This window comes from Methylobacterium sp. Leaf117, assembly GCF_001422985.1.
Lineage (GTDB): Bacteria > Pseudomonadota > Alphaproteobacteria > Rhizobiales > Beijerinckiaceae > Methylobacterium.
Genome location: NZ_LMNL01000005.1, coordinates 1 through 25,822, shown reverse-complemented (window position 1 = coordinate 25,822; position 25,822 = coordinate 1). Strand labels below are relative to the sequence as shown.

General features: G+C 58.7%; 13 protein-coding genes and 5 pseudogenes. 7 read left to right on the top strand and 11 right to left on the bottom strand.

The annotated features are described in order from the left end of the window. Positions 1 to 32 precede the first annotated feature (32 nt). The 8 genes from ASF57_RS05525 to ASF57_RS05490 all read right to left on the bottom strand — a co-directional run bounded on the left by ASF57_RS05525 (position 33) and on the right by ASF57_RS05490 (position 9,719). Positions 33 to 1,916: a TRAP transporter large permease subunit gene (locus ASF57_RS05525; RefSeq protein ID WP_056480930.1), complete on the bottom strand. Its 1,884-nt coding sequence runs from the start codon at positions 1,914 to 1,916 to the stop codon at positions 33 to 35. A gap of 45 nt (positions 1,917 to 1,961) precedes the next feature. Further along, complete coding sequence (locus tag ASF57_RS05520; RefSeq protein ID WP_056480929.1) at positions 1,962 to 2,624, bottom strand: TRAP transporter small permease subunit; 663 nt, start codon at positions 2,622 to 2,624, stop codon at positions 1,962 to 1,964. A 118-nt stretch (positions 2,625 to 2,742) separates the two neighbouring features. Then, the gene (nhaA, locus tag ASF57_RS05515) at positions 2,743 to 3,972 is read right to left on the bottom strand and encodes a Na+/H+ antiporter NhaA (protein WP_056480927.1); all 1,230 of its coding nucleotides are present in this window, start codon (positions 3,970 to 3,972) and stop codon (positions 2,743 to 2,745) included. 274 nt (positions 3,973 to 4,246) lie between these two features. Next, positions 4,247 to 5,239 (bottom strand): catalase family peroxidase, encoded by a 993-nt coding sequence (locus ASF57_RS05510; protein WP_056480925.1) that lies wholly within the window; start codon positions 5,237 to 5,239, stop codon positions 4,247 to 4,249. Between the two features lie 122 nt (positions 5,240 to 5,361). Next, a complete protein-coding gene (locus ASF57_RS05505) occupies positions 5,362 to 6,225 on the bottom strand; it encodes a porin family protein (protein ID WP_056480989.1) in 864 nt (287 codons plus the stop codon). Positions 6,226 to 6,729: 504 nt separating this feature from the next. Continuing rightward, entirely contained in the window at positions 6,730 to 6,978 is a 249-nt protein-coding gene (locus ASF57_RS05500; RefSeq protein ID WP_056480924.1) for a hypothetical protein, read from the bottom strand. Positions 6,979 to 7,321: 343 nt separating this feature from the next. Beyond that, positions 7,322 to 8,185 carry a carbohydrate-binding domain-containing protein gene (locus ASF57_RS24415; protein WP_162241541.1) on the bottom strand — a complete coding sequence of 288 codons (864 nt, stop codon included), beginning with the start codon at positions 8,183 to 8,185 and terminating at the stop codon, positions 7,322 to 7,324. Positions 8,186 to 8,621: 436 nt separating this feature from the next. Then, on the bottom strand, positions 8,622 to 9,719 hold the full coding sequence (locus ASF57_RS05490; RefSeq protein WP_056480920.1) for a hypothetical protein: 1,098 nt from the start codon (positions 9,717 to 9,719) through the stop codon (positions 8,622 to 8,624). A 572-nt stretch (positions 9,720 to 10,291) separates the two neighbouring features. Between ASF57_RS05490 and ASF57_RS05485 the strand changes: the two genes are divergently transcribed. The 7 genes and pseudogenes from ASF57_RS05485 to ASF57_RS26755 form a co-directional block, all read left to right on the top strand. Further along, complete coding sequence (locus ASF57_RS05485) at positions 10,292 to 13,594, top strand: glycosyltransferase (protein ID WP_162241540.1); 3,303 nt, start codon at positions 10,292 to 10,294, stop codon at positions 13,592 to 13,594. A gap of 234 nt (positions 13,595 to 13,828) precedes the next feature. Beyond that, positions 13,829 to 14,374 (top strand): annotated as a pseudogene (locus ASF57_RS26760) (transposase); the annotation flags it as partial. 16 nt (positions 14,375 to 14,390) lie between these two features. Further along, positions 14,391 to 15,025 (top strand): annotated as a pseudogene (locus ASF57_RS05475) (transposase); the annotation flags it as partial. A 185-nt stretch (positions 15,026 to 15,210) separates the two neighbouring features. Then, a complete protein-coding gene (locus tag ASF57_RS25455; RefSeq protein ID WP_210166821.1) occupies positions 15,211 to 16,296 on the top strand; it encodes a hypothetical protein in 1,086 nt (361 codons plus the stop codon). A 45-nt stretch (positions 16,297 to 16,341) separates the two neighbouring features. Beyond that, a pseudogene (locus tag ASF57_RS05470) lies at positions 16,342 to 16,533 on the top strand (transposase); the annotation flags it as partial. A 105-nt stretch (positions 16,534 to 16,638) separates the two neighbouring features. Continuing rightward, on the top strand, positions 16,639 to 18,291 hold the full coding sequence (locus ASF57_RS05465) for an ISL3 family transposase (protein WP_056480985.1): 1,653 nt from the start codon (positions 16,639 to 16,641) through the stop codon (positions 18,289 to 18,291). A gap of 44 nt (positions 18,292 to 18,335) precedes the next feature. After that, a pseudogene (locus ASF57_RS26755) lies at positions 18,336 to 18,473 on the top strand (IS701 family transposase); the annotation flags it as partial. 137 nt (positions 18,474 to 18,610) lie between these two features. Here the strand turns inward: ASF57_RS26755 and ASF57_RS25450 are convergent. From ASF57_RS25450 to ASF57_RS25445, 3 genes and pseudogenes are all read right to left on the bottom strand, one after another. Beyond that, the gene (locus ASF57_RS25450; protein ID WP_156375983.1) at positions 18,611 to 20,053 is read right to left on the bottom strand and encodes a hypothetical protein; all 1,443 of its coding nucleotides are present in this window, start codon (positions 20,051 to 20,053) and stop codon (positions 18,611 to 18,613) included. 349 nt (positions 20,054 to 20,402) lie between these two features. Beyond that, positions 20,403 to 21,482: pseudogene (locus ASF57_RS24410) on the bottom strand (IS5 family transposase). A gap of 471 nt (positions 21,483 to 21,953) precedes the next feature. Beyond that, on the bottom strand, positions 21,954 to 25,580 hold the full coding sequence (locus ASF57_RS25445; RefSeq protein WP_156375982.1) for a glycoside hydrolase family 99-like domain-containing protein: 3,627 nt from the start codon (positions 25,578 to 25,580) through the stop codon (positions 21,954 to 21,956). Between the last annotated feature and the right edge of the window lie 242 nt (positions 25,581 to 25,822).

Below are 25,822 nucleotides of genomic sequence, written 5' to 3'. Positions count from 1 at the left end.
GGTTCTCCGAACCGATCAGCCTGCGGGCCTGCTCACTCGATCTTCGGCGGGCCCAGATCGATCGGCGGCGCATCGTCGCCGGAGCCGGCGCCCAGTCCCTGCAGGTTGTCGAGCTGCTGCTGAACCGCAGCGGGATCCACCTTGGTGCCGCTCGACTTGTAATGTGTCACCATGCCGGGGAAGAGGATGACCAGGGCGACCATGATGCACTGGATGATCACGAACGGGATCGCCCCGTAATAGATCTGCCCGGTGGTGATCGGCTCCATGCGCTTGCCAGTGACGCGGTCGAGGTAGGGCACCTTGGCGGCGACCGAGCGCAGGTAGAACAGGGCGAAGCCGAAGGGGGGATGCATGAAGCTGGTCTGCATGTTCACCCCGAGCATCACCCCGAGCCAGATCAGGTCAATGCCGAGCTTGTCCGCCGCCGGCCCGATCAGCGGGATGATGATGAAGGCCAGCTCGAAGAAGTCGAGAAAGAAGGCCAGCAGGAAGATCAGGATGTTGACGAAGATCAGGAACCCGACCTGGCCGCCGGGCAGGCTGGTCAGCAGGTGCTCGACCCAGACGTGTCCGTTGACGCCGTAGAAGGTCAGCGAGAACACGCGCGCGCCGATCAAGATGAACAGCACGAAGGTCGAGAGCTTGGCCGTGGATTCCGTTGCCTGCTTCACGAGACTAAAGTTCAGGCGAGCCGGGTTGCGGTCGAGGATCCGCTTGATGCCGGCGAGTACTAGGGAGCCGAGCGCCCCCATGGCGCCGCCCTCGGTCGGCGTCGCGATGCCGATAAAGATCGTCCCCAGCACGAGGAAGATCAGCAGCAGGGGCGGCACCATCACGAAGGTGACCTGCTGGGCCATGCGCGAGATCAGGCGTAGGCCAGTCAGGCGCTCAACCAGCCCGACGACCAGGGCATAGAGCGCGCCCGCCGCGGCCAGTTCGGCAAGCAGGCCCCAGGTGCCACCATCGGTGGCCCGGAGGTAGAGGCTGAGCGCGACGAGGGCCGCGGCCAGAATGCCGGAGGCGACAATGCGCTGCGCACCAAGGAAGCGGTTCATCACCGCGCAGACCAGCGCGACCACGGTGGCGATGCAGATCGTCAGGATGACGTAGTCGGCTCCGCCCTTAGTGCCGGTCTGGGTCATCACCGCCATGCCGATCCCGGCGGAGAACAGGACCAAGACCCCCAGCTGCCAGACGCCGCGGGCGCCGTTCTCCTCCCGGAAGCCGATCGCGTCCTTAGGCAGGCCGGGGGCGGCCTTGGGCCAGATCAGGGTGACCAGGAGGACGTAACCGGCATACATGGCCGAAAGGATGAGGCCGGGGACGAAGGCGCCCTCGTACATGTCGCCCACCGAGCGGCCGAGCTGGTCGGCCATGACGATTAGCACCAGGGAGGGCGGGATGATCTGTGCCAGCGTGCCCGAGGCCGCGATCACGCCGGTAGCGAGCCGCCGGTCGTAGCCGTAGCGCAGCATGATCGGCAGCGAGATCAGCCCCATGGAGATCACCGAGGCCGCGACCACGCCGGTGGTGGCGGCCAGCAGCGCGCCGACGAAGATTACCGCGTAGGCAAGACCGCCGCGGATGGTCCCGAACAATTGCCCGATGGTGTCGAGAAGGTCCTCGGCCATGCCGGAGCGTTCCAGCACCAGCCCCATGAAAGTGAAGAACGGGACCGCGAGCAGCACCTCGTTCGACATGACCCCGAACACGCGTTCCGGCAGGGCCTGCAGCAGCGGCCAGGACAGGCTGATCGTGTCCGGTGCGTAGGGCGCGAGTTCGACGGCGACCACGAAGAACAGCAGGCCGTTGGCGGCGAGCGCGAAAGCGACCGGGTAGCCGAGGAGCAGGAACACGACGAGCGTCGCGAACATGATCGGCGCGAGGTTATGGGCGATCAACTCGGCGAGCATCGGACCTTGGTGGGTGCGAGGACTGGGGGCGGCGGTGTTGGTCGGTCAGGCCTTCGGCGCGGACTTGAGCGCAAGGTTCGGTGCAGGCTTCGGACCCGCCTTCGGATCGGCCGCGAAAGCGGCCTTCGCCGGTTCGCCAGCGAGTTCCGCCACGAGGCGCTCAGCCTCGGATTCTGCGGCGGCGTGGTGGCCGCCCGCGTTCGTCCTATCCTCGATCCGCCCAGATAGGATCAGCAGGCGCTTGATCAGCTCCGAGAGCCACTGCAGCCCGAGCAGGACGAAGCCCAAGAGAATCAAGCCCTTGGCAGGCCAGATCAGCAGGCCACCGGCATTGGTCGAGACCTCGGCGGAGTTGAAGGAGTTCAGGAAGAACGGCGTCGTCAGCCAGATCATCACCGCCAGGAACGGCAGCAGGAAGAACAGGTGCCCGAACACGTCAACGAGGTCGCGCCCGCGCTTCGACAGACGGCTTGAGACGATGTCGATGCGAATGTGTTCGTTGTCCTTGAGCGTCCAGGCGGCGCACAGCATGAACACGGCGCCGAACAGGTACCACTGCAATTCGAGCCAGGCGTTCGAGGAGGTGCCGAACAGTTTGCGCACGATCGCGTTCAGAGTGGACACGATCACCGCAGCCACGATCGCCCATGCGGCGAGCTTGCCGATGCGCTCGTTCAGCACGTCGATCCAGTGGCTCAAGCGGAGCATGGGCGTCCTCTTCCTGGGGTCATTGTTCGACGCGCTTACGTCTGCTTCCTAGCGCGAAGCTGGGCCGAGTTCAGCACGCGATGAGAGATTTTACAGTCTTTGTTACATGCACCCGCGTCTAAACCGCGGCCTCGCGCGTCCCGGCATCCGAATCGCGATGGGCATGGGCCGCGAGGATGAGGACGAGGGCCCCGGTAAGCATGCAGGCGCCCGAGCCGAGCAGGACGCCGATCTTCGTCTCAGCCTCCAGTTCGGGTCGGCCGGCAAACGCCAGCAGGCCGACGAACAGGCTCATGGTGAAGCCGACGCCGCACAGGAGCGACAACCCGTAGATCTGCCACCAGCCGGCATGGGCGGGGCGCTGCGCCAGACCGAGCTTGACCGCCGCGAGGATTGCTCCGAACACGCCGGCCTGCTTGCCGACGAACAGGCCCAGGGCCACGCCGAGCGTCACCGGATCGAGCAGCATGCCGGCCGACATGCCCGCGAACGAGACGCCCGCATTGGCAAAGCCGAACAGCGGCAGCACGAGGTAGGCGGACCACGGGTGGATGGCGTGTTCCAGCGTGTGCAGGGGCGAAGTTGGGTCATCCGGCTCGCCGAGGCTGAGGCGCAGCGGAATCGTCAGGGCCAGCAGCACCCCCGCGATGGTGGCGTGGATGCCTGACTTCAACACCAGGAACCACAGCACGGCGCCGAGGACGAGATAGGGCGTCAGGCGGCTCACCCCGGCCTTGTTCATCCCGAACAGCATGGCGAACACGAGTGCCGCGCCGCCCAGCATCGGCAGCGACAGGTCGGCGGTGTAGAACGCCGCGATGATGAGGACCGCCCCGAGGTCGTCGATAATGGCGAGCGCGGTCAGGAAGATCTTGAGCGAGACGGGCACGCGCGATCCCAGCAGGGCGAGCACGCCGAGCGCGAAGGCGATGTCGGTGGCGGTCGGGATCGCCCAGCCGTGCAGGGTTTCGGGCGAGTGCCGATTGACCGCGACGTAGACCAGGGCCGGGACGACCATGCCGCCCAGCGCGGCAATGCCGGGCAGGATGCGGTCCGGCCAGGTCCGCAGGCGCCCGTCGAGAACCTCGCGCTTGATCTCCAGGCCGACCAGCAGGAAGAACAGCGCCATCAGGCCGTCATTGACCCAGTGCAGCACGCTGAGCCCGCCGACATAGGTCTTGAGGACGGCGAAGTACGCGTCGGACCAGCCGGAATTCGCGATGGCAAGGGCCAGGGCCGCGCTCGCCATCAGGATCATCCCGCCGCTGGCTTCACTGGTCAGGAAGCTGCGCAGGACCGAGGCGGGGCGGAAGCGACGCGGCACCGGCAGGGGCGTGGGCAGGGACATGGGCGCAGGTCTCCGTCGCTGGCGGCCCGACCAGCGCTGAAGCCTGCGGGTCCGACCCTCCGGACCCTGCACCCGAAGGGTTCTATGGCATCGCCAGACCGTATCCCGCAACCCGTGCGCCCATCGACCAGGTGGATGCGCAGGCCTGCCATCCCGGGCGCCCGAAAAGAGCGGGCGACCCGACGCTGCGGTTAAGGCGACTCTCGGCTGCCGAAGCTTGGCAGGCAATTCTCGACGGACGCGTCTCTGGATACTGGTCTCGCGAGGCCGGATCTCAGTTCGTGCGCCGCGACAGCGAGATCGCGTAGGCCGGCGAGCGGATGGCGAACATCGGGTCGTCGCCGGGGCCGGCCACGCCCGCGGGCAGATCGACCACCGGATCGAAGGTGGCCGCGTCGCAGGTCGCCGCCGGCTCCAGGGCGGCGATCGACAGGGTGCCAAGTTTGACCGACTTCCGATCCGCCTCCGGCCATTGTGCCGTCGGGTCGGCGGTCGGGTCGCCGGCCTCGCCAAGGATGGCCACGAGGTCGAAGCTGGCCGGCCCCTGTGCGAGACGCTCCTTCAGTTCGTCGGCGTAGAAGGCGTCGGGCTTGGCCTTGGCCTCGTCGTCGGAGAGGCCGAGCTGGCCGGCCGCCGCCACTGTCTTCAGCTTGGCCACGGTCGCCGTCCCCTTGGCGTCGGTGAGCGTGTAGGCGTGGACGCCCCAGTAATCGACCCCGGCATAGCTCGCCGGCACCGGGCGCGCGTTCAACCAGGCAGCCTGGCGGGTCGTCTCGAGGTTGGCCGCCGCGAACGCCTTGATCTTGTCGGCGTCGGGTTTGCCATCCGGCCCGGGCGCCCGCACGGTGGCGAAATCGAGCAGTTGCTGCGGGGTCTTCGTGCCGAAGACCGGCGCCGAGATGAACACGAACACCATGTCGCCGGACGGGTCGCCAATCCGCATGGAGAAGCCGCGCGTCACCGGCTTCGCCTTGTCCGACACCTTTGGATTGCTGCCCCCCATGGAGAAGCGGGCCGTCACCGGCAGGGCTTTCCCGGTGCCGTCCTTGCTGAAGTGCGGCGCCTTGGACAGGCCGGACGCCTCCGCCGAAGGCGTAAAGCTGCCCCGGACGCACACGCCCTTGGCTCCGCTTCCGCGCACGTTCGGCTGGTTGCCACCGGCTTTAAAGAGCGCATCCACGATGGCCTGCGTCTCGGGTTCGGCGACCGCAGTCGTTGCCCAGGCAAGACCGGCGACGCAGCCGAGACGGAACAGGTTCGATGTCATTGTATCGCCAGCCTCGCAGGAACGATTGGTCTCGGGGAGAGCTGGAGCGGGCCTCCGAGGGCCAACCCTGGAGGGGTCGACCCTGGAAGGATCAGCTCTCGGCGGCCCGCTCGGATGAGAGCCTAGAAGCCGCTGAACTTGTAGTTCAGACCGGCGCGGACGATGTTGCCCTCCGTCGTGAAGCGGCTGGTGTAGGAGCCGTTGACGGGCGCTGCGCCAGTGAAATTGACCAGCACGTTCCGTGAGCCGAGATCGTAGCGCAGGTACTCGACCTTCATCGTCACGGCGCTCGACCGGAAGAAATTGAACATGCTGTCGGTCGCGAGCGCGTACTCGATGCCGCCGCCATAGGTGTAGCCGGTCTCGATGTCGCTGAAGGTGCCGGCATAGGCGAGGGGACGGGCCGCAGCGTTGCCGAAGAACTGCGCGTCGTAGCTCACGTTGCCGTAGGCGAAGCCGCCGGTTCCGTAGATCATGAACCGGTCGAAGGCGTAGCCGACGCGACCGCGCACGGTGCCGAGGAAATCGAGGCTCTGGCGGAAGGTCGAGGGATCGTTGAGGGCGCTCAGGTACGAGCGGGTGCGGGACAGGTCAGTGTAGGCCGCATCCGCCTCGAGACCGATGACGAAACCTGAGCCAGGCGTCAGCTGGACATTATAGCCGACCTGACCGCCGCCCGTGAAACCCTCCTGCTCCGAGCGAATCGCCGGCGTGCGGCGCAGGGAGGCCACGTTGCCGACCGTGCTGGTATTGAAGGGGGCCGCGACGGGCGCAGCGCCGGGACCATTGTTGCCGATCGTCCGGACGGTCTGATCCTCGGAGAAGGCGTAGCCGGCATTGATGCCGAAATAGGCGCCGGTCCAGGTGAACACCGGAATGGGCGTGAACACCGGCGGGGGTGCTTCCCGGCGAGGCAGATCGGCGGCCGCGGCAGCGCTGGTGAGAAGCGCAGCGGCACTGCCGGCAAGGAGCAGCGTCTTGAGCATCGCGAGGGCTTTCTTATTCAGGACGTCCGGGCTGGCAGGACGGCGCCCGACCAAACCCGACATACCTTTCACTCGAAGTGCCCGCATAGATCTGACGACGCCCAGCGCGACGACTTACCAGTAGATCGCGCGCTTTCGCGGGCAAGCGTGGTTTATGCGCAACATAAAACTGTGCTTACGATCCGGTATGACATTTTCGTGAAGCGGGATTAAATCATGAAGTCTATTCGAGCACGGATCGAATAGACCTTGCGCTCCCTTGTCGCTCTCCCAAATGCTTCTCAAATCTGTCCGGGAAAGATCAGACTGAGTGCAGCGGGAGGTTGATCAGGATGGATGGAACCGCGTCAGCTCCCCCCTGCGACGGCGGCCGGGCGTGCCCTGTCCGGATTCGCTCGACTGCTCTGCCCCTTCGAAAGTCGCGGGCCCGAAGGTCGCTCACGCGAAGACTGGCAGGACCATCACGCGGGGTCCTGGACGATCGCCCAGGGCCCCGGCGCCGCCTCAGCCCTTCTTCTTGTAGGCCTGGATTGCGTTCTGGCATCCCGGCGACAGCTTCGACATGTTCTTCTGGAAACAGGCCTGTGTCTCGGGACCATCCTCGGGCGGCAGCCCGGCACAGAAAGTGGTGAAGTCGCCGGCGCATTGCTGCTGCAGCACGGCCTTATCCTCGGCGCCCATCGGTGCAGCCAGTGCAGTACCGGTAGCAGCGGCCACTAGGACCAAGCTCAACCCGAAACGTCCCATCGTCATCTGCTCCCACGACCGCGACTTATGCGGGTCGGAAGCGAGAACGTCGGCGCGGCGATAACCGTTGCACGTTCGGGCAGGAAGGGGAGGGGATGGAGCAATAACCCGAACGTCTCCGGGGGTAAAGTAACGGACGGACCGGTCAGGCAAAGGTCGCCCGCACTTCCAAACTCTGGATTTCAGACTCAATTGGCCGGACTGACGTCCGGCCAATTGGGGAAGCAGTGCAGGCTCGCATCATCGAGTCCGCCCGTCGCCGGGAAGCCGCGGCAGCGTGACAATCGCGCGCCATCGCGGCCGTCATGCCCGCCGGGCGCCTGCCCGCCAGGGGTATCGCGTCCCCGGCTTAGACGACGAACGTGCCCGCATGGTCCGGAGCGTAGAACGCGATCCCCTCGAACTTGTAGTCCTGGTTGGTGGCGATCACCTGATCGCGCTCACCTTCCGAAGCGGTAAAGAAGTGTCCGCCGGTCTTCATGTTGAAGAACCTGTAGACCTCCTCCGTCGCCGCGCCCTTGTCCACAACGAAGTCGTAGAAGCCTACGCCTTCCAGCTTATAGTCGCGGTTGGTGGCGATCACTTCGTCACGCTCACCCTCCGAAGTGGTGAAGAAGTGCCCGCCCGTCTTCGTGTTGAAAAAGCGGTAGACCTCCTCCGTTGCCGCACCCTGGTCCGTGGCAAAGCCGCCAAAGCCGATGCCTTCGGGCCGCAGATCAGGACGGGTGGACAGCACCTGTGCGTTTTCCCCGGCCGAGATCGTGAAGAAGTGCCCGCCGGTCTGCATATTGAAAAACCGGTTCACGCCCTCGGACGTAAACGTAGCGACTTCCGTGTTGCCCCCAAACCCGTTGACGTTGAATGCCGCCGTATCAAAGGTTTTATAAAGACCTGTGCTTGCGCCAGACTGGGCACCATTCGTAAAAGCAGCGCTTGCGCCGCTCACTGTGGCGCCATTGTAGGTAAAACTATCAACATACAGATTTCTATCTGCGCCTGCAGTGATAGTGTCATTCAAAAACGTCACTGAAATCTGCTGAGCGCTACTGAAGTCGCCTGCAAAACTGAAGTCCTGAAAACGACCCGCTGTATGCGATGCAGTCGCGGTCAAAACATCCCCATAAACCAAGCCGTTTATCTTAATCACAAACTCTGCATCGGCCTGTAACTGGAACTTATCTTCCGATACCCGGAAAGTAAACGTATCTACCATGGCAGTATACATCCTGAAGATTGCGAGCCCGATTACGCTCGGGGCTCAAGTTGATAATCTCGAGTACGATATTCCTTAATATTAATTTTTTGCAAGCTTGAAAGGAGGCTCTGGATCGGCTCGACACCAAAAGGTGATGACGGCGGACACGGGGATGGCTGTGGCGAACTTGCAGAACGGCATGTCGTCGCGCGTTGCAATTTATGGGAAGTCCGAGGCGGCCGGCGGTCGCCGCGCCGTGCTGGCGCGCAGTCATGGTGCCAACCAAGTTGGATGCGGCGCTAGCGGCCGCGCTCTAGAGATCACCGGTGGGATGCCGTCTTTCACAACACGATGCGTCGCCAGACGGCGTCAAAGCCCTGGTCGGCGGCTAGGCACCGGATCCGAACGAACGGCCGGGCCAGCACCGAACACGCCATGCCCAGGCCGCAACGGATCAAGCAGCGGGCTGATGTTCGCCCAGGATGCGGCAGCACAATGCCGCGTCGAAGTCGAAGGCTTGCGCCCGAAACCGAAGCGCGAGGTCGGGGTCCTGCCCAGCGACCAAACGACTCGCGGCCGCATAAGCGATGGATGAGACCTGCCGCAACCGTGCGGTGTCGCTCCGATCGACGAACGTCAGGATTTCTTCGATGCTCGCCTCGAGGTCCCATGCCATGTTCGTAAGGCGGGCTCCGCTGACGGCGGCGGCACAATGCGAGAAGAAGCTGACGGCCGGCGCGAAGATCTGCCGAGCCTTCGAGAGAAGTAGCAGATCCGTTGCCGCACGCTGGTTCTCGGTCAGGTCGAGTCCGACACTCGAGGCAACGCGGGCCCTTCCATAACGATCGCCGAATCGACGCACCACATCCTCGTCTTCCGTACAGACCAGGATGTCGCCCGAGAAACTCGACGTGTCGATCCGCCGGAAGAACGCCTTCAAGGACGTGTAGCGCTGCAGGATCTGAATCATCCCGTCATGAACGAGATGCTCCAGGTCGCCGCGATTGACCACATCGAGAATGTCACCTCGGCGGACATGAACCGCGGTGCAGGTCGGAAGGTCGATGCGCCTGCCGACGAGGTCGATGGCCTCACGGACCGGCGCGCTCCAGTTCACCGCCGACCACGCGGCGGCCAGGGCGCTCCCCAGGTCGATCTCGGTGGACAGGAAGTCGATGAGCGGACCTGGAAAATCGTAGAGCAGCTCCTCGGACTCCTCCCGGGCAGCAAGCAGCTCCTCACGGCTCAGACCGGCGAGCGCATCTCTGGAATGATACAAGCTTCGAAGCCTGATGTGCGCGGCCTCTTCGCTGGTCAGGATCTCTCCGCGAAGACCTGGATCGAGATCGGTGAATATGGCTCGATCAGCAAAGATCTCGAGCAAATATCTGGGATGCATCAGCACGTAATCGGCATAGATGCTCGCGCCGCCCAGCGGCGACCAGATCACCTTGAGCGGCAGGTCGACCTGTTGCGCCAGGATGCGGGCATAGAGCGCCGAGAGCATCCGGGTGCCAAGGCCATCGCCGCGGGCCGTGTAGATTGCTTTCATTCGACGTCCATGAACTCAAGATTTAAGACCGGTGATGATGACATGTCGCGGCGGCTCCGCTCCCTAATGCCAGCGCAGGGCGCCCAACATCGAGCAGCCTGCTCGGCGGCGAAAGCAGGCCCCGTCCTGTAGCGTGATCTCGGATGGGTAGCCCTTTCCGAAGCGGAGACACGCCGTCATGACCCGGAATCTCAAAACTACAAGGCCTCCCAAACTGCGCCCGACTTGGGCCGGTCTTCAAACCCTCCGGGCGTTATGGCAAGAGCGGGCGACGGCCGCCCGAACCGCGCACGGTGGACGATCGTCATACGAGGGAAATCGGCGCCCCCCCCCAAACGCCACCGAGTTGACCAGATCCTCTGAGAAACGGATGTCGAACCGAGCACTAAAGAGGCATCGCGGTGCTTACGCCTCAGAATGACCGAAGCGGGGGGATGCAGATCGACTGGGGTTGCCGAAGGGGATGTGGCCGATGCACATCTCGGCCACGTCTCTCGCGGCCAGACAACGAGCCGAATGATGCCGACCATCGAGTTATCAGAACTGATTGTGAATTGCAGGGTACGTTTCTGATGTTTTTTGCCAGAAAAAAACGTGCGTCGAAGCCGCCCGTTGACCCGGCGCTGGTTGCGGCAGTCGAAAATTCCAACCTGTTTGATCCGGAATGGTACGTCCAAACCTATCCTGAAGTTTCGAAGTTCGCGTCCGGTCCGTTGGGTCACTTCTGTGAATATGGCATCTTCGAACATCGAGATCCCGGACCGAATTTTGATACAGCCCGGTATTTGGCAGCGCATCCGGATAACGAGGCGGTACGCCGCGCACCCTTCCTCCATGCTTTGTCGACGCCACACATCGATCACGAGCGTCCATCTTGGCTTTCCGACAGCATCACGACATTCACGTATCTGCTGAAACGAAGCAATCTTTTCAATGAGACCTTCTATCTTGCTGAGAACCAAGACGTAGCAAAGATCGGGATGGCCCCTTTCGACCATTTCGTTGATTACGGAGCTGATGAAGGTCGCGATCCCGGCCCTAATTTCGAGAGCGATTACTATGCGGAGACCTATCCTGAATTTTCAACATACACTCGAAGTCCAATCGAGCATTACCTTCGAATCGGTCAACGACAGGGGAACGCCGCTAAAGGACTGCCGAAATATCAGCGGTGGGTCGATGCCTTTGATACTCTGTCACAGCCCGATCTTGACAGGGTCGCAGCCGACGCCAAGGCCATTGTCGCGTCCCACATAACGAGTCTCCACCGTCTCGACGCCGAAGGCTGCACGCACATCAGGGCGATTATCGCGGGATATCAGAACCAGGTCGGGCTGGAGGTCCGGGTCCGTTTCCTGCGCGGCCCGGGCATCGGCGACGCAGCCTGGAACGCTTGCAAGGCCGAGCATGCCAAGCAGGGACAGATCGACTTCGTTGCCGACGTTGCCTCCGTCGTGGAGGCCCTGTCAGAGGGCGACCTGCTCCTGCTCTGCAGCGGCGCCTCGACTCTGCGACCGCACGCCAGCACCGTCTTCGCGCTGGCGCTGGAATCCGACGGTGTGACCGGTGCCTATGCTGACCACGATCAATGCGACCGAGCCGGCACGCGATCCCATCCCGTTTTCAAGCCGGTGATGTCTCCGGAATTTATGCGACAGACACCCTATGCCGGGTCGGTAATCAGCCTCCGCGTCACTTCGCAGATGCCCGAGCTTTTGCTGCGCAGCCTTCTCCGGACAGGTTCCCTCGACCAGCCTGGCGCCGATCTGCTCCTGGACGCGGATGCGCGGCAGGTCGTCCACGTCCCTCTGATTCTCTCACACGTTCTCACGGCTCCGCCGCGCAGCCCCGAGCCCTTCTACGAACCGATCCGGCAGGGCGCTCCGGTGCAATCCGACCCTCCGTCTGTGAATCTTGAGCCGGCTAGTGTCCCCCGCGTCGGAATCGTCATTCCCACGAGAGACCAGGTCGATCTGCTCAAGGAGTGCATCGACAGCATTCTGGCCAAGACGGATTATCCCAAGGCGGCGTTCGACATCGTCATCGTCGACAATAGTTCGGTCGAGGCGGAGACGATCTCCTACCTGACGAAGCTCTCGGCAGAACGGACAGCCACGATCGTTCCGGCTCCCGGTCCGTTCAACTTCGCCAAGATCTGCAATACCGGCGCCGCCGCCATAGCGTGTGACATCCTTATTTTTCTGAATAACGACATGAGCATCATTCGGGGCGATTGGATTCGGCAACTCGTGTCGCTCGCCGCGCTTCCGGACGTCGGAGTCGTCGGCGCGAAACTCCTGTACCCGGACGGCACGATCCAGCATGGCGGCGTCGTTATCGGCATTCAGGGAGTAGGCGCTCACCGGCTGGTCGGGGTCGACCACACAGATGCCGACGCTTTCGACGTGACACGCGAGATGTCAGCCGTCACAGGAGCCTGCTTGGCGATCCGCCGAGAGATTTTTGAAGAACTCGGCGGGTTTGATCCCGTGCTGAAAGTTGCATTCAACGATGTGAAGTTTTGCATTGATGCGCGGCAAGCTGGCTATCGGAACCTCTACGTGAGTGATGCGCTGCTCATCCATCACGAGTCAAAATCTCGCGGGTTTGATCAGTCGACGTTCAAAAAGGCAAGAAATAGACGTGAGGCAATTTATGTCTGCGAAAGGTATCCGGGCTTCTTCCAGAGCGACCCTTACTATAATCCAAATCTTTCTCTTCAGCAGATTGGTAAGCTAGCGACCCCGCCACGTACAATCCGGCCGTGGCGGAGGAGTGAGCCGGGACAACCCCGAGTTCTACTCCTTAGCCGTGTCCACGGGCTTGGTCACGGCGTGGCCATGGTAGTGGCTGAACAGGCAGCCTTCCTGCGGCGCCGCGGATGGAGTGTATTCGTCGGAGGACCGCAAACCAGTGACGACATAGATTATCTTGGATGTAAGCGCGCCAACTGTCAGAATGAGCGGGATGCTGCCGAGTTCGCGATCAATGAGGGCATCGACGTCATCATTGCGCACACGCCGCCGTTCTTCTCCATCACGCGGTATCTGGGCCGCCGTCCTTTCGTCTATTTCATGGACCACGGCGAACCACCGCCTTACCTCTTTCCCGACGCTGAGGAGCGACTTTCTATCGATTGGGAAAAGCGTCTCTGCGCCCCGTTGGCACGCCGGGTCTTCACGATTTCGCAGACCATCAAGAATCAACAATACCGGAAAGACGCGATCGTCATCCGAAACGGCAACAGTCATCTGTCGACTTGGTCCGATAAGTGGTCGCGGCAGCGCGGGAACCTGCGGAAAAAGTTCGGTTTTACAGGACGCTTCGTCGTTCTGAACGTCGCACGCTTTGGTGAAGCTGAGCGGCACTACAAAGGAATCGACAGCTACATGGAACTCGCTGCCGAAGCGCAGTTCCATGCTGATCCACGAGGCGCCTCACCGGTCTTCGTCTTGGCCGGCCGTGGGAATGCGTCTGATGAAGCCTACGTGAGCGCGGCGGGAATCGTCGTCTTCACGAATGTGTCCGACGCAGAGATGGCCGAGCTCTATGCAGCGGCCGATCTTTTCGTCAGCCTCTCGCGTTGGGAAGGATACAATCTGTGTATTGGCCAAGCCCGCGCCATGGGCTTACCGGTCGTTGCCTCCGACATCGAGGCACACCGTGAGTTTGGAGTTGGAACAGCAAACCCACTACCTTTGCTTATTCAAAAAGTCACTGAACACGCGTCTTGCTGGAACGAGAATGAGTTGCACCGCGATGTGCTAGTTGAACCTTGGAACCGGCCTCTGACGTTGATGAGCGACACGATTGAAGCTGATCTATATGATGCTGGTGCTGAACGCTGGTTTCGCACCGCCGGAGAAATAGGATGAGTAAGAGAAAAAAGGCCGCTCAGGTTTGGCTTGATGCTATGCTCCTGACCCAGCAAACGGGTCCGAGCTAAGGCTCAGATTTTCGGGCATCCTGAACCCGAAAGGAGGGTGGATGCCATGTTTCGGAAGCGCCTAACAAATGAGCAGATCGCCTTTGCCCTGCGCCAAGCGGAGAATGGTGCGATGGTGGACGAGGTCTGCCTGTTTTTAAAACGCTTCCCCGACGGTTCGGTGCAGATCGCGCAGGCTGTCGGAGCTAAGCCTGTAAAATCTGGTTCTGAGACGAGGGGCGTGTCGGCCACAGAAGACCACCCTACCCCTACGCTGGGCCAAGCGCGGAACGCGTCCTTCGGCTACGCAGGACCAGCGCATAGTCTCGGCCTACATCTTCGAAGCGATCTGTCTGGCCCGGGGCGTCGGCGCAGGCTTGGTCATGCCCCGATGCACCACGTCGGCCATGACCCACCACCTCGAAGAGATCGCCATCGCCGTTACTCCGGGGGGCCACACCGTGCTCCTGCTCAATTAGACCGGCTGACACACCACCAGGAAGCTGACCGTCCCCAACAACATCACCTTGCTGCCCCTGCCGGCGCGCTCACCCGAACTCAACCCAGTCGAAAACCTTTTGCAGTTCATGCGGGCAACTGGCTCGGCAACCACATCTTCCGATCCCATGGCGACATTCTCGACCACAGTTGCAACACATGGAAGTAGATCATCGCCCAGCCGTGGCGCATCACGTCCCTCGGACTGCGCCAATGTGCTCATAAGTTCTGATCAGTGAGAGTTGGTATTGCCGCCGCGTTCGGCCACGTTCGGCTACTTCAGCCGCTGGCGCGACATGGCTTGTTTGCTCGCGTCGACCACGACCTCGGCATGGCGGACCGCGAGGGTGTCGGAAGTGAAGCGTCGCCGTTTGCCGCAGCGCTCGATAGCCAGACCGTCGAACTGATGGAGAGCAGCGGCCCGCGCGGCTACGACGCCGATATGAAGGCCAAAGGCCGCAAGCGCCAAGCGTTGGCGGACACGGGCGGGCGTGCACTCGTCCTCGATCTGCAGCTTGCCGACGTGTACTACCCGGGCGGAGCCGTTCCAATGCTGCGCCTCTCGCGCCGAAGCTTCCCATTCATCACTAAGGCCTTCGCCGACACCAGCTATGCCGGTGACAAGTCAGCGCGTGTGTCAATCATCGTGATCGAGATCGTGCGCAAGTCGTCGGATCAGGCTGGCTTTGCTGTTCACCCAAGCAGGTGGGTTGTTGAGCGCTTCTTTCGTTGTATTATTCGCAACCACCGTTTCTTGAAGGATACGGAAGCGACCCTCGCATCCGCTAGAGCCTTCCTCTATGCCGCAGCCGTCATGATCCTCATCAGCGCCTCGCCCGATCAACCTAACTTTTCGGACGGACTCTGCGGAATGCCCAGCTGATTTTGATATGACGGAAGTATCCCATCGCCGGGATATGGTGCAATTCCACTGCTGCATCCGCTATAGATGATAGTTGTTCATGCAATGGTAATTAAGATCGAATGTTTGTACAATTCGTGCTCCCGTTCAACGCAAAAGGCAATCCACTTAGCTATTTATGGGTGGTTTACAAAGCAGTCTCGCGTATGAAAGACGATATTGCTCTTCTAATGCCAAAATCTTATTGGGACAACGTGGACGAAATCGTTTCATCAACTCTTTCTACGGCTCCCAGCGAGTCTACTGATTACATTAAAACCTTAGACATAGCACAAAGCGATTTTGATAAACTAGCTAAATATGACCTAGCGTCGGACGTCGTCGACGACCTCATAGCCGAGTGCTGCGACGTCAGTCAAGTTTGGTCAAAGCTTCTACTATTTCCTCATTTAGGTCTAATGAGGGAAATTGAACAGGCGCTTCGTCAATTTGGCCAAGTAGATGCTGTGATGACCTGGGTGAACTGCCCTTCGCTGACATTGGTCGCAAAGAACCTCGGAATCCCAGTCATTCATAACGAGTTGGGTCCATTGAGGCCTCCACGTTTCAGGCCAACAGCCTACTTTGACATGGAGGGGCTTGTAACGGCCACAGAGGCAGCTCGACGCTATGACAAGTATAAACAAGAAAATTCTAATCTGCCAATAATGGATCGCCAAAGTCTTTTAAGGTTTATGAGCTTTGACAAAATTACAACGGTCGAAGACCTGGCGAATACCCATCAACTTGGCGTTGCTCTCCATGCAACGGGAGATGCTGCAATTAACGGTGTAACTAATCGTGACTTAATTGCGCTTAGCCTGAGCTTTCCTTTTGGCCGGCCCATCGTTCGACTCCATCCAAGCGACACTGAACGTTTCAGCGATCTGCCTGTCGACTGGAGCGAGCACAGCTCGTCAGAGGAGTTTTTGTCTCAAATAAATAATCTCCTTACAGTGAATTCGAACATTGGCTTTGAAGCGCTGTTAGCCGGAAAGCCAACTTATCTAATTGGCGATTCCCCTTTTTCCGCCGGTTCATCGTCGCTGGAGCGAAAAACCGCACCTGTTGCCCCCGCGGATTACCATCGTTGGCTGAATTGGTTCATTTTTTCTTATCTAATTCCCTACGATTTATTGTTTGTGCCGCAGTATTTCCGATGGAGACTGAGTCGGCCTTCAGAGACAGAAATCTATGAAGTCCATTATGACTTCATGAAGCAGGAAACAATTAGTACTACCTGGGCACTTTGAAGGTTCGTGATGCGTTGTCTGCCTTACGATGGCTCGGGAGCGGCGATGAATTTGGATCGCGAGGGGACGGACGGGCTTGATACGTGGCTGGCGCCGTTTCTGGCGGCGATGGGACGCAAGACCCGACGGACCTGGGCGCCGCTCTACCTCCGAGGTCTGCTGGGGTCGGGGGATCGCAAGAGTCTGCAGCCGATCGCGATGCGGCTCAAGCCGTCGGGCCACGACCAGTTGCAGCACGTCTGGGATTGTCCCGTTTTTGTGGCTCTTGCTCACTTTGCGTGGATGGCAGCCGATTGACTCGGGTCGGTGACGGCTCAGGCTGAGCTTCCCATCGTGGAAGGCATACCTATCCCGTTTGCCATGCCCCAGTGCCGCATCGGTCGTTGCGTCGAGCAGCGCTCCAACCACCTCACGGTCGAGGTTCATCTTGACGGAGAGGTTGGTCGGTGTCTCGAGTGTGGCCAGGCGAGCCGATCCGTCCATAGCCGCTATCATCGTCGCCCGGCTAATCTGCCGGTCTCCATTTCACGAACGACACTGAACATCGAGGTCCGACGCTTCTATTGCTCGAACCCCTGCTGCCCCCGACGTACCTTCGCCGAGCCCGCATCCGATCTTGTTGCGCCGTCGGCTCGGCGGACGCGTCGGCTGGCCGAAACGCAATTTCGGGTCGGCATCGTCTGCGGCGGCGCCCCCGGGGCGCGGCTCCTGACGCACCTGCGCATGCCAGCGAGCCGAGCCACCGTGCTGCGCCTGGTCAGGGCCATGCCGATGCCGGACGCGCCGGCACCTACACACGTTGGCGTCGACGACTGGGCGATGAGGAAGGGCTGCAGCTACGGAACCATCGTGGTGGACCTGGACCGGCACCGCGTCGTCGACCTTCTCCCGGACCTTACCGCGGCGACGTTGGCCGGCTGGCTCCTGCAGCAACCGGACATCAAAGTCGTAGCCCGGGACCGCTCGATCGAGTACGCCCGCGGCGCCAGTCTCGGTGCGCCCCAAGCCGTACAGGTTGCCGACCGTTGGCACCTTCTCGGCAACATGCGCCAAGCCGTCGAACGCTGGCTGCAAAGCGCTCATGCGAGGCTTCGCCGCCTGCCACCTATCCCTGGACCACCGCTTGCTCCCCGACGAGATCGCGCCTTCCCACGCACGGCGTCGGAATGCGAAGCAGGCGCAGAGAGCCGGGCGCGGTGGAAGGCCGCCTACGACGAGGTGCGGCGTCGGCACGCCGATGGGCAGACGCTGCTCGGCATCGGCCGCACCATGGGCTTGGCCCGAGCTACAGTGCGCAAATACGCGACCGCCGACACCTTCCCGGCGCGGCTGCCTCACGGCCCGGGCCCGAGCTTGCTCGACCCGCACGTGAACTATCTCTTGGTTCGGATCGGCGAGGGCTGCGAGAACGCCATGGCGCTCTGGCGCGAATTCCGGGAGCGCGGCTATCCGGGCACGAGCCGGCAAGTGCACCGCTTCGTCGCCGAGCGGCGGACGAAGCCGATCCGGTCGGGCCGCAAGCCCCGAGGCGAAATCATACCGGTGCTGGAGGCGCCAGCCGTTGAACGGTACCTACCGAGTGCCCGGCAACTCGCGTGGCTGTTGGTTCAAGCGACCTCGGCCCTGGACGCCGTCGCGGCCGCCGTCGTGGCTCGTGTCGAGCAGGACGCGACGGCCAGCGCCGTCGCCGATCTGGCGCGCCGCTTAACGGCGCTCGTGCGCGCGTCGGGCGTGGGTAGGGCGTCGACTCAGGGCCGCGATGCCGCAGCGGAGTTGGCGGCCTGGATCACGACGGCGAAGGTCTGCACCGCCCCAGTGGTCGCGACGTTTGCCTCGGGGTTGGACGGTGACGCCGCGGTTCGGTCCGCCCTGACCGAGCCCTGGAGCAGCGGACAGGCGGAAGGCCAGATCAATCGGTTGAAGCTCATCAAGCGCCAAAGCTACGGGCGAGCGGGCCTCAATCTGCTCCAGCGCCGCTTAGTTCTGGCCGCATGATCCACGCAAAGTGAGCAAGAGCCGCCAAATCGGGGCAATCTCAGTCGTGTATCGCCTGCACCTACCTGCAGAACCTACGCCTCGCCGAACATTGTCGGACGGGGCGGGGAAAACATGACGACCCGCCTTCCGGGGCCGCCGCCATCACCCAGCCTGCCCGCCGTGCGGCAGGCCATCATCGGTCACCTGTTTGCCAGCCTCGTCCCGCCAGTCCTGTGTCCGAACTGCCAGAGACGCTTCACGCTGCCCTCTAACATCAAAGTGCCCAGGTAGTACTCGAAGAGACGGGCTGCGCAGCGCAGCGCACCAAATCAGGATGTCAATGTGCCTCCCAGGCAGTACCTGAGCAGAACACCGGTACCCGTTCACCGCCGCCACCCGTTAGAACGCCGCGGTAGGTGATGTTCCTTGCATCGTTAACGTAGGCCATCGCACCTTCGAGGCTTGCGTTGCAGGCGGGGAGAGTTCCTACCCTGAACATGGCAAGCTGGACGGGCGCCTGCATCTGGACCGTACCCATCCCACTCGGGGAAAGGGCGAGACTGGCGTTCGCACTGCCCGTCGCCATAACGCGCGCGGGGTTACCGGCAGCACTGCCACCCAGAACCTGCACCCCGTTCACATCGGTAGCCTTGCTCACGACCTGCATCGTCACCGCGCCACCGCCTTCAAACTGAACACCGCCATCCGTGAAAGTCATACTAAGGGGATCCCCAGCGGGGGAAACGTCACCCCGGATCTTGACGGCTTGACGCGGAGTTCCATCAATCCAAGCGAAGGTCGCGCCGCGACCCGCTTCAATCGCTGTGCAGGTCTTACCACCGGCTCCGTCACAGCCCGTCAGTCCGTCCTCAGCAAAGATGAGCCCCTTCCGGAACTTCGCCCCGTTGCTGTGGATTACAAGCGCAACGGAAGCATCAACCGCGTTGGCAAGCCTCATTCCATCCCAGCAGGACCCTGCAACCGTCGTGCAGTTCCCACCTGAAGCGAGATTGAGCGCTGCTGAAGAATAGTTAAAATAGGCATTCGGTGCAGTGTTCTTTGCGCTAATATCAGCTACGTCGGACGAGCTAAGCTCGGTGACGTTGATCTCCATCGCTTGCGCAGACCCCGCGCCAGTCTTTCGGCGCGCTTCAAAGTAGCCGCCCCAGGCTGACGTAAGTGGAACGACTGAGGCATCTGTGCGGAAGTTGAAGCCCCAACCCATGGTGCCGACCGGGAGGCGCCCGGATGATGCCATGTCCGTGGTACGCGTTGCGCCGACAATGCCAACATCGCCGATGCTAGACAAAGAAACGATCTGACCGATTCCTCCGTAAGCGTATTGCAAGGCCGACCCGCCCGCGGCATTCCCTAGCCAGTTTGTAGGGTGCCCTGATGGCGGCGAGTTGACCAACATTCGGCTATTGACCGTGAAGTAGGCGGCATCCAGCTTTGCGAACCCCGTTAGGCCAGGCGCTTTAAAGCCGGAGATATCACCGAACAGCCGCCCTAAGGTATTAATGGAAGCGGTCGACGAGGGAGTGACGCTCATCCCGGACAGGTTGCCCGTGGAGCCCTGGTCGGTGGGTGGTAGCACAAGGGCATCGGGAGTGGCAGTGTACTTGTTGCCCTGCCATCGCCCAAGAATCGGACCATCAGGCGGGATCACACGGCCGCTATTGTCGACTCGAGCCTGACGGAGAAGCTGATCAGCCTTTACCGGAGCAACGATCGCCAATGCAGCGAGCGTGGCGATATCTGCTAGAAGGAGCTTGCGCATCAGATGGTCCGGAGGTTCATGCGACTGGGTTAGAATGCGAACTCGCGGCGAAGGCTTGCGATGACCTAGCTGGCTACTCCAAGATGGTATCAGATACGGCCGCAGCACAAACGAAGGGTGCCTTAGTCGGCCGGGCACAGAAGGTCCACCTCCTGGCGTAGAATAGTTTTGCAATATCCACAGTTTTCGGCACCTTAAGTCGAGTAACGACCGGAAACCTCAAAGAACCGCGTCATTGAGGGGTTTGGTTGTCGGTTTAACGACAGCAGCAACTTTGGTGGGCTCGGTTTGAGGTTCTGGCAGTCTGGCGGTAGTCGCGAGGAGCTCAGGAGCCCATCCCGAGGTTGCTTCAGGCCGCCACCGGCCGGGCCTCGATCCATAGGAAGTGCTTGAGGTTGTCGGCGAGGTTGGCGAGCCCGATCTTGGTCCGGGTTCGAGCTAGGCCGATGGTGCGCACGAACAGGCCGAAGCGGTGCTTCTGCCTGGCGAACACCGTTTCGACGGCCCATCGGACCTTGGAGCGGGCGCGGTTAGCCTTGCGCTGCGCCGGCGTTAGGTCGTGGCCAAGCTGCCGTCGAAAGTGGATCTTCGAGCGCCGGCCATGCTTAGCAAGATGAGCTTCGTTGGTCTTCGAGCGGTAGGCGGTATCAGCGAGAGACGTCGCTCGCTGTGTTGGCTGGGTCGAGGACGTTGGCCAGTTGCCCTCCATGATGGGCAGCCGCGCTGGTCACGCGGAAGCGGCGGACGAACCCGTGCTTGCGGTCGATCGAGACGTGCGTATTATACCCGAACACCGGAATGGCGATCTCGACCTTGGCCTAAGCACCATCCGCCTTTGCGGGCCGTGCCTTGGCTCGTTTCAGGGTCCAGCGAGCATCGCGATCCTTTTGTGCAAGCTTCTTCGGTCTTGCCGCCCACGCCTCCAGGATCCTGCCTTCATTCAGAGCCGCCTCCTAGGCATCGGTGTTGCGCTGACGCGCAGCCGCGATGATCGAGGCATCGATGATCTGGCCCGACATCGAGAGATAACCCTTACCCTTCAGCCAGGCGTCGAAGGCGGCAAACAACCCGTCGATCGCGCCGCCCCGGGTCAGGTGCTCCCGGAATAGCCACACCGTCTTGGCGTCGGGCACGCCATCCTCGAAACCGAGGCCGAGGAAACGCATGAACGACAGCTAGTCTCGGATCTGGAACTCAGGGCGTCGACCGAGAGCGCGGTGAGCGTCTGAAGGATCGGGATCTTGAACATGAGGAGCGAATCGTAGGGCGGGCGGCCGCCCTTCGATCCGTCGGACCGCTTCGGTGCTGTGGCCAGCTTCGGTCGGAACGCCTTGAAGTCGATCAGGGCCGCGAGTTTCACCAACGGATCGCCGTTCTCCGACAGACGCTGATAGCGCTCCTCCAGATCGAAGAACCCTGGCGGACCCATCCGAGCCGACCCAACGCCGACGGCATCAGGGAATTACAACACCGCCCCGCACGGAAGGGGGTATTTCGAGGTGTCCGACCGGGGGCGATGGAGAGAGATCGGTTCGGCTATAGCCGAATAGTCCAGACTAGGAGCAACAGCCTCTAGCTTGTAATCGCTGATCCGAACCTGCGCAAGGTCGCTATGGAAAAAGCCGAATTTATAAGTTTAGCAGAACCAATCGCCGGGCAGGTCTTCACCGGCTTCAGGCCGACGGCTGATCTCGCGGCACAACAACCTCTCGGAGTGCGGCCGCTGCAGGGAGGCTAATGAAACCACAACAAAAAAGGTAAATACCAGACCGATCCCTACAGATCAAAGGCATACCGCAACTAACCCCGAATGTCGACGACATCCTAAGTTTTGAGCGACCGATTCTGCTTCTCAGATAGATCTGAGAAGCAGAAAAGATTAAAGACCCACGCTTCTCATTCAACGCCATATATAATGGGCAGGGAAGTTTGACGAGCTAATTAATAATTCTCGGCAGGCAAGCAAGCTTTGAGAATTGTAATCCCAAGATCTCTTCTTTAACAACGGAGACCCCAATATAATAAGATCAAATGGCTTATTGTACGGAGTATTAAATCTATGGTCATTTATCATGTCCAACTGCATCTCCGATGCTTCCTTGATATAGGCTCCCCAGTGAAATCCTGCTGCAGTCATTTTCGCGGTAAAGCCCATCTCATAAGATGTGACAACATCCATGAAGTCGTGCTTGTCTTCAACGTTACTCCAGAACCTATAGAATTCTGGGGAGTTAACAACATTTTTTTTAACTACCATAAAATAACTCTGAATATGGGCTGGAATATTTCTATCTTTTAGGAAGACAGCTTCTGGCCTACCAGAGTTTTTCACCTCAGGGAAAGAAGTAACCCCCCAAAAATCGATGCTTGGTACAGACATTTGATCAAACATCGTCTCAAATGGAAATATAGGACCGTAACAACTGTTGTTAACGAAGATAATCTCATCGTAACTTGAGACTTTCGTCCACCCAATTTGGTTCAAACAGTCCCTCCACGCCCCAAAGTCAAGACCGGCATTCGGTCTTATGAACACATCGTCTGCATATAAAAGTACCTTAGATTTTGATTCGGCGGATAAATCAGAATTGGAAGCTACACAGATATAAGCCGAGATGCGCTTAAGCTGCATGAGGAGATACAGATCAGCATCAGTGATGTGAACATCATTGGCATTGTAATGGACGAATAGTGTCAACCGTCTCGGCTGCGGGCAACAGTCAGATTTATCCAGAGAGAAACCATTGAGAATTTCCTTGGATTCATAGCCTGAAGCACTTGCAACGTATCCCCATAGCCTCTCTATGCAATGCGGCAAAGTCTTTTCGATCTGGCCCGCTTCAGTTTCAAAGTCGTCGATTTCCCAATTGTGCCTCAAAATCGGAATGATTGCCGGAACTCTAGCCCAGAACATATTTCCAGCCGGGAATTCAGGATCACTTGGAAGCAAAACGTTCAGTCTCAGGGTTTTTAAAATCTCATAGCATCGATCCTTTACTTCACCCCAGCTGACATGCGGAGATATCAGCGGATAAGTGGGCGGATACACCAAGCCAAGGGATTCATTCGTAGTAAATTCTGCGAAGATTCCCTTAATATTGTTTGTACTTCCGAGTAGATTGCTGACTAGATACTTACACCACCGATCCCCCCACTTAACCGTTGAAGATTTTTTCGTATGGAAATGGCCTATAACATCATATTCCAACAAATATTTCGACACAAACATGAGCATAGGGCCAATATCTCGGCCAACATTAGGCGTCGTCAAAACCTTTAGTTGTTTTTGAATTCCCCTTGTACTGAATATTTCTGTTATGAATGCATTTTTTGCATCTGAATCGGTCGTAATAAACAAGTCAAAATTTGCATCAATTTGATTTAGTTGCTCCACAAAAAAATCAACTTGGTCTAAGAAGTATACATGCAGATGAACAGCAATCTTTAAGTTGAGATTAGTACTTATTTTTGCACTCGAGAACGTTGGCAAACTTTTAAGCTGCTCTCCAAAAATAGCCTTCGAGGTCGTATTTAGGTTCGCATAGCCCGTAGCCACATCAGGCTCAAGATAGGTGCCTTCCGCCCATTCATTCCAGGCGTTTATGAAGACAAACCGTTTATCATCATCGAAGGTAGACACTGTATAATCCACTACATACCGTAACCATTTATAGTAATAAGCAAGAGAGAAGCCAAACCAGATCGATTGCCCAGTCGCGCGACGTGCTGAATTATCCCATCCTAACGTAACCCCACGATAGAAGGGTATGTTAACGGGAATAGGGGCATAATCCTTCCCGGATACGATGTCGTCGACCAATCGACGATAATCGTAGAAGTTGCCCTCGGACTTTATACCGGCGAACTTTTGAATCATCCTATATTTTGGTACATGCCGACTATGCGGAACTACATGTGGAGGGAACTCCACCACAGCGTCAATCTCTGCATCGATTTGCTCGAAACTATAGTCAGACGGTTCGGTACGATTGCACCAGATCAGAAGATCTTCTCCAGTCTTTATCTTCCAAAATTGCCGCCAAGTAGCAAATACCCTACCTACCTCGGGGATCAAATGAGGTTTATAAACCATTATTACTGGTTTACCAGCCACACGAATGTATCTCTCGTCCAGCAAGTAGACTGATATATCTTTAATGAACTTGCTAGGGTCCTCCATGCTGTATTGCTGCTTTATAAGTACATTACTTTCTTGCCCATCCCATGTCTTCGTCCAATTTTCATTTGCCCAACATAAGCAAAATTTTATGTCTATATCTTTATTCGCCAATAGTATATCTACTGGTTTTTCTAGCAGACGCTCCCCTGAAAACCAATAGTGATAGAAACAAAAACCGTATATTCCATGCTTACGGGCCTGTTCAGCCTGACGCTTGATTACCTCTGGATTACTCAAATCGTAGTAACCAATATCTAGATGTGGCTCTCGGGGCTGAAAGTGCCCCTCGAATCGAGCTTTAGACTTTTTCGTATTTGTCCATTCAGTAAATCCCTCGCCCCACCATTTATTATTATGTTCCGATACATGGAATTGTGGCAAGTAAAATGTAATTGCTTTTATTGTGGTAGATAAATTATCAAAATCTTTCTGGGGTTCATACCTAGCGTCATATGGGTCCGGAAAATCCTTCAGGCGAACGCTATGCTCGATTATTTGCGATCGGGTTGGCCCTGAACTATATCCGACTTGTTTTGCGTATTTCCGGTAGTGAGCGTACGAGCCAAGACCGCTTGCTGCTACATCTGGATATTCCTGTACGTACCATTTTGTTGCAAAAGCTGGCTTTCTTCCTTCTCCGCGTCCATTTGTAAGATAATGCTGGTATGGGTTAACACCCGCTTCTGCAATTTCTGGATATTCATCGACATACCAACGCGCGTTGAAAGCTGGCAATCTTCCTTCATCTCTGCCAACTAAGTTATAATGGTCTTCCGGATTCAACCCGGACTCTTTTACATCATAATATTCAAGGTTGTACCAGAACTCGTGAAATGCAGGATGACGGCATTCATCACGACCATAACTTCTATAATGAACTAATGGATCTAATTCTGAGTTTGCAATGTCTGGGTACTCGCTCAAATACCAAACGGGGTCGAACTTTTTATGCCTGCCTTCAAATATACCGACTTTCTGATAATGATCGAAAGGTGACATTCCTGTAGTTGATACATCGGGGTACTCTTCGATATACCACATGGGATCGAACGTGGCATCATTGTCAATTTGGTAGGGTCTGTTCTGAGACACCCCGAAGCGGACATAGTGTAAGCCAGCGTCAATCCCCGAAGCCTTCACATCAGGATTAAGGAGAAAATACGTATTATAGTCAAAATTTGGAGGCAGATTTTCTTTTATATTGTATATTCTACCCTCTTTTGCGCCGTGTTCAACATAATGCCTATAGGGATCAGCACCTGCTTCTCTGACGTCTGGATTAAGTTGAAAATACTCTTCTGCCTTAAAATTAGCTGGAACTAATTTTTTGTATTTATTGAATATCATCTGGTCCCTCAAATCCTTGAGATTTCTGTTTATTTTGCTGAGATTACTATTATTTCTTGTAGATAATAGCGCAGTCTCAGGCTTTTGCTATGCTCATTCTCACCGTGCCAGGAGGGAGGCCTGATCTTCCTTGGCGAGCTTGAGCAGGTTCTGGCCGTAGGCGGTCTTGGAGAACAGGTTGCCGCGGGCGATGAGCCTGGCCGTAGGCGGTCTTGGAGAACAGGTTGCCGCGGGCGATGAGC

Excerpts from the sequence above, each read along its gene's own strand:
- ASF57_RS05490 (WP_056480920.1), bottom strand. The coding sequence starts at position 9,719 with ATGAAAGCAATCTACACGGCCCGCGGCGATGGCCTTGGCACCCGGATG.
- ASF57_RS05485 (WP_162241540.1), top strand. The coding sequence starts at position 10,292 with ATGTTTTTTGCCAGAAAAAAACGTGCGTCGAAGCCGCCCGTTGACCCG.
- ASF57_RS05510 (WP_056480925.1), bottom strand. The coding sequence starts at position 5,239 with ATGACATCGAACCTGTTCCGTCTCGGCTGCGTCGCCGGTCTTGCCTGG.
- ASF57_RS05525 (WP_056480930.1), bottom strand. The coding sequence starts at position 1,916 with ATGCTCGCCGAGTTGATCGCCCATAACCTCGCGCCGATCATGTTCGCG.
- ASF57_RS05505 (WP_056480989.1), bottom strand. The coding sequence starts at position 6,225 with ATGCTCAAGACGCTGCTCCTTGCCGGCAGTGCCGCTGCGCTTCTCACC.
- ASF57_RS25450 (WP_156375983.1), bottom strand. The coding sequence starts at position 20,053 with ATGCGCAAGCTCCTTCTAGCAGATATCGCCACGCTCGCTGCATTGGCG.
- ASF57_RS05500 (WP_056480924.1), bottom strand. The coding sequence starts at position 6,978 with ATGACGATGGGACGTTTCGGGTTGAGCTTGGTCCTAGTGGCCGCTGCT.
- ASF57_RS05520 (WP_056480929.1), bottom strand. The coding sequence starts at position 2,624 with ATGCTCCGCTTGAGCCACTGGATCGACGTGCTGAACGAGCGCATCGGC.
- nhaA (WP_056480927.1), bottom strand. The coding sequence starts at position 3,972 with ATGTCCCTGCCCACGCCCCTGCCGGTGCCGCGTCGCTTCCGCCCCGCC.
- ASF57_RS25455 (WP_210166821.1), top strand. The coding sequence starts at position 15,211 with ATGAAAGACGATATTGCTCTTCTAATGCCAAAATCTTATTGGGACAAC.
- ASF57_RS25445 (WP_156375982.1), bottom strand. The coding sequence starts at position 25,580 with ATGATATTCAATAAATACAAAAAATTAGTTCCAGCTAATTTTAAGGCA.
- ASF57_RS24415 (WP_162241541.1), bottom strand. The coding sequence starts at position 8,185 with ATGGTAGATACGTTTACTTTCCGGGTATCGGAAGATAAGTTCCAGTTA.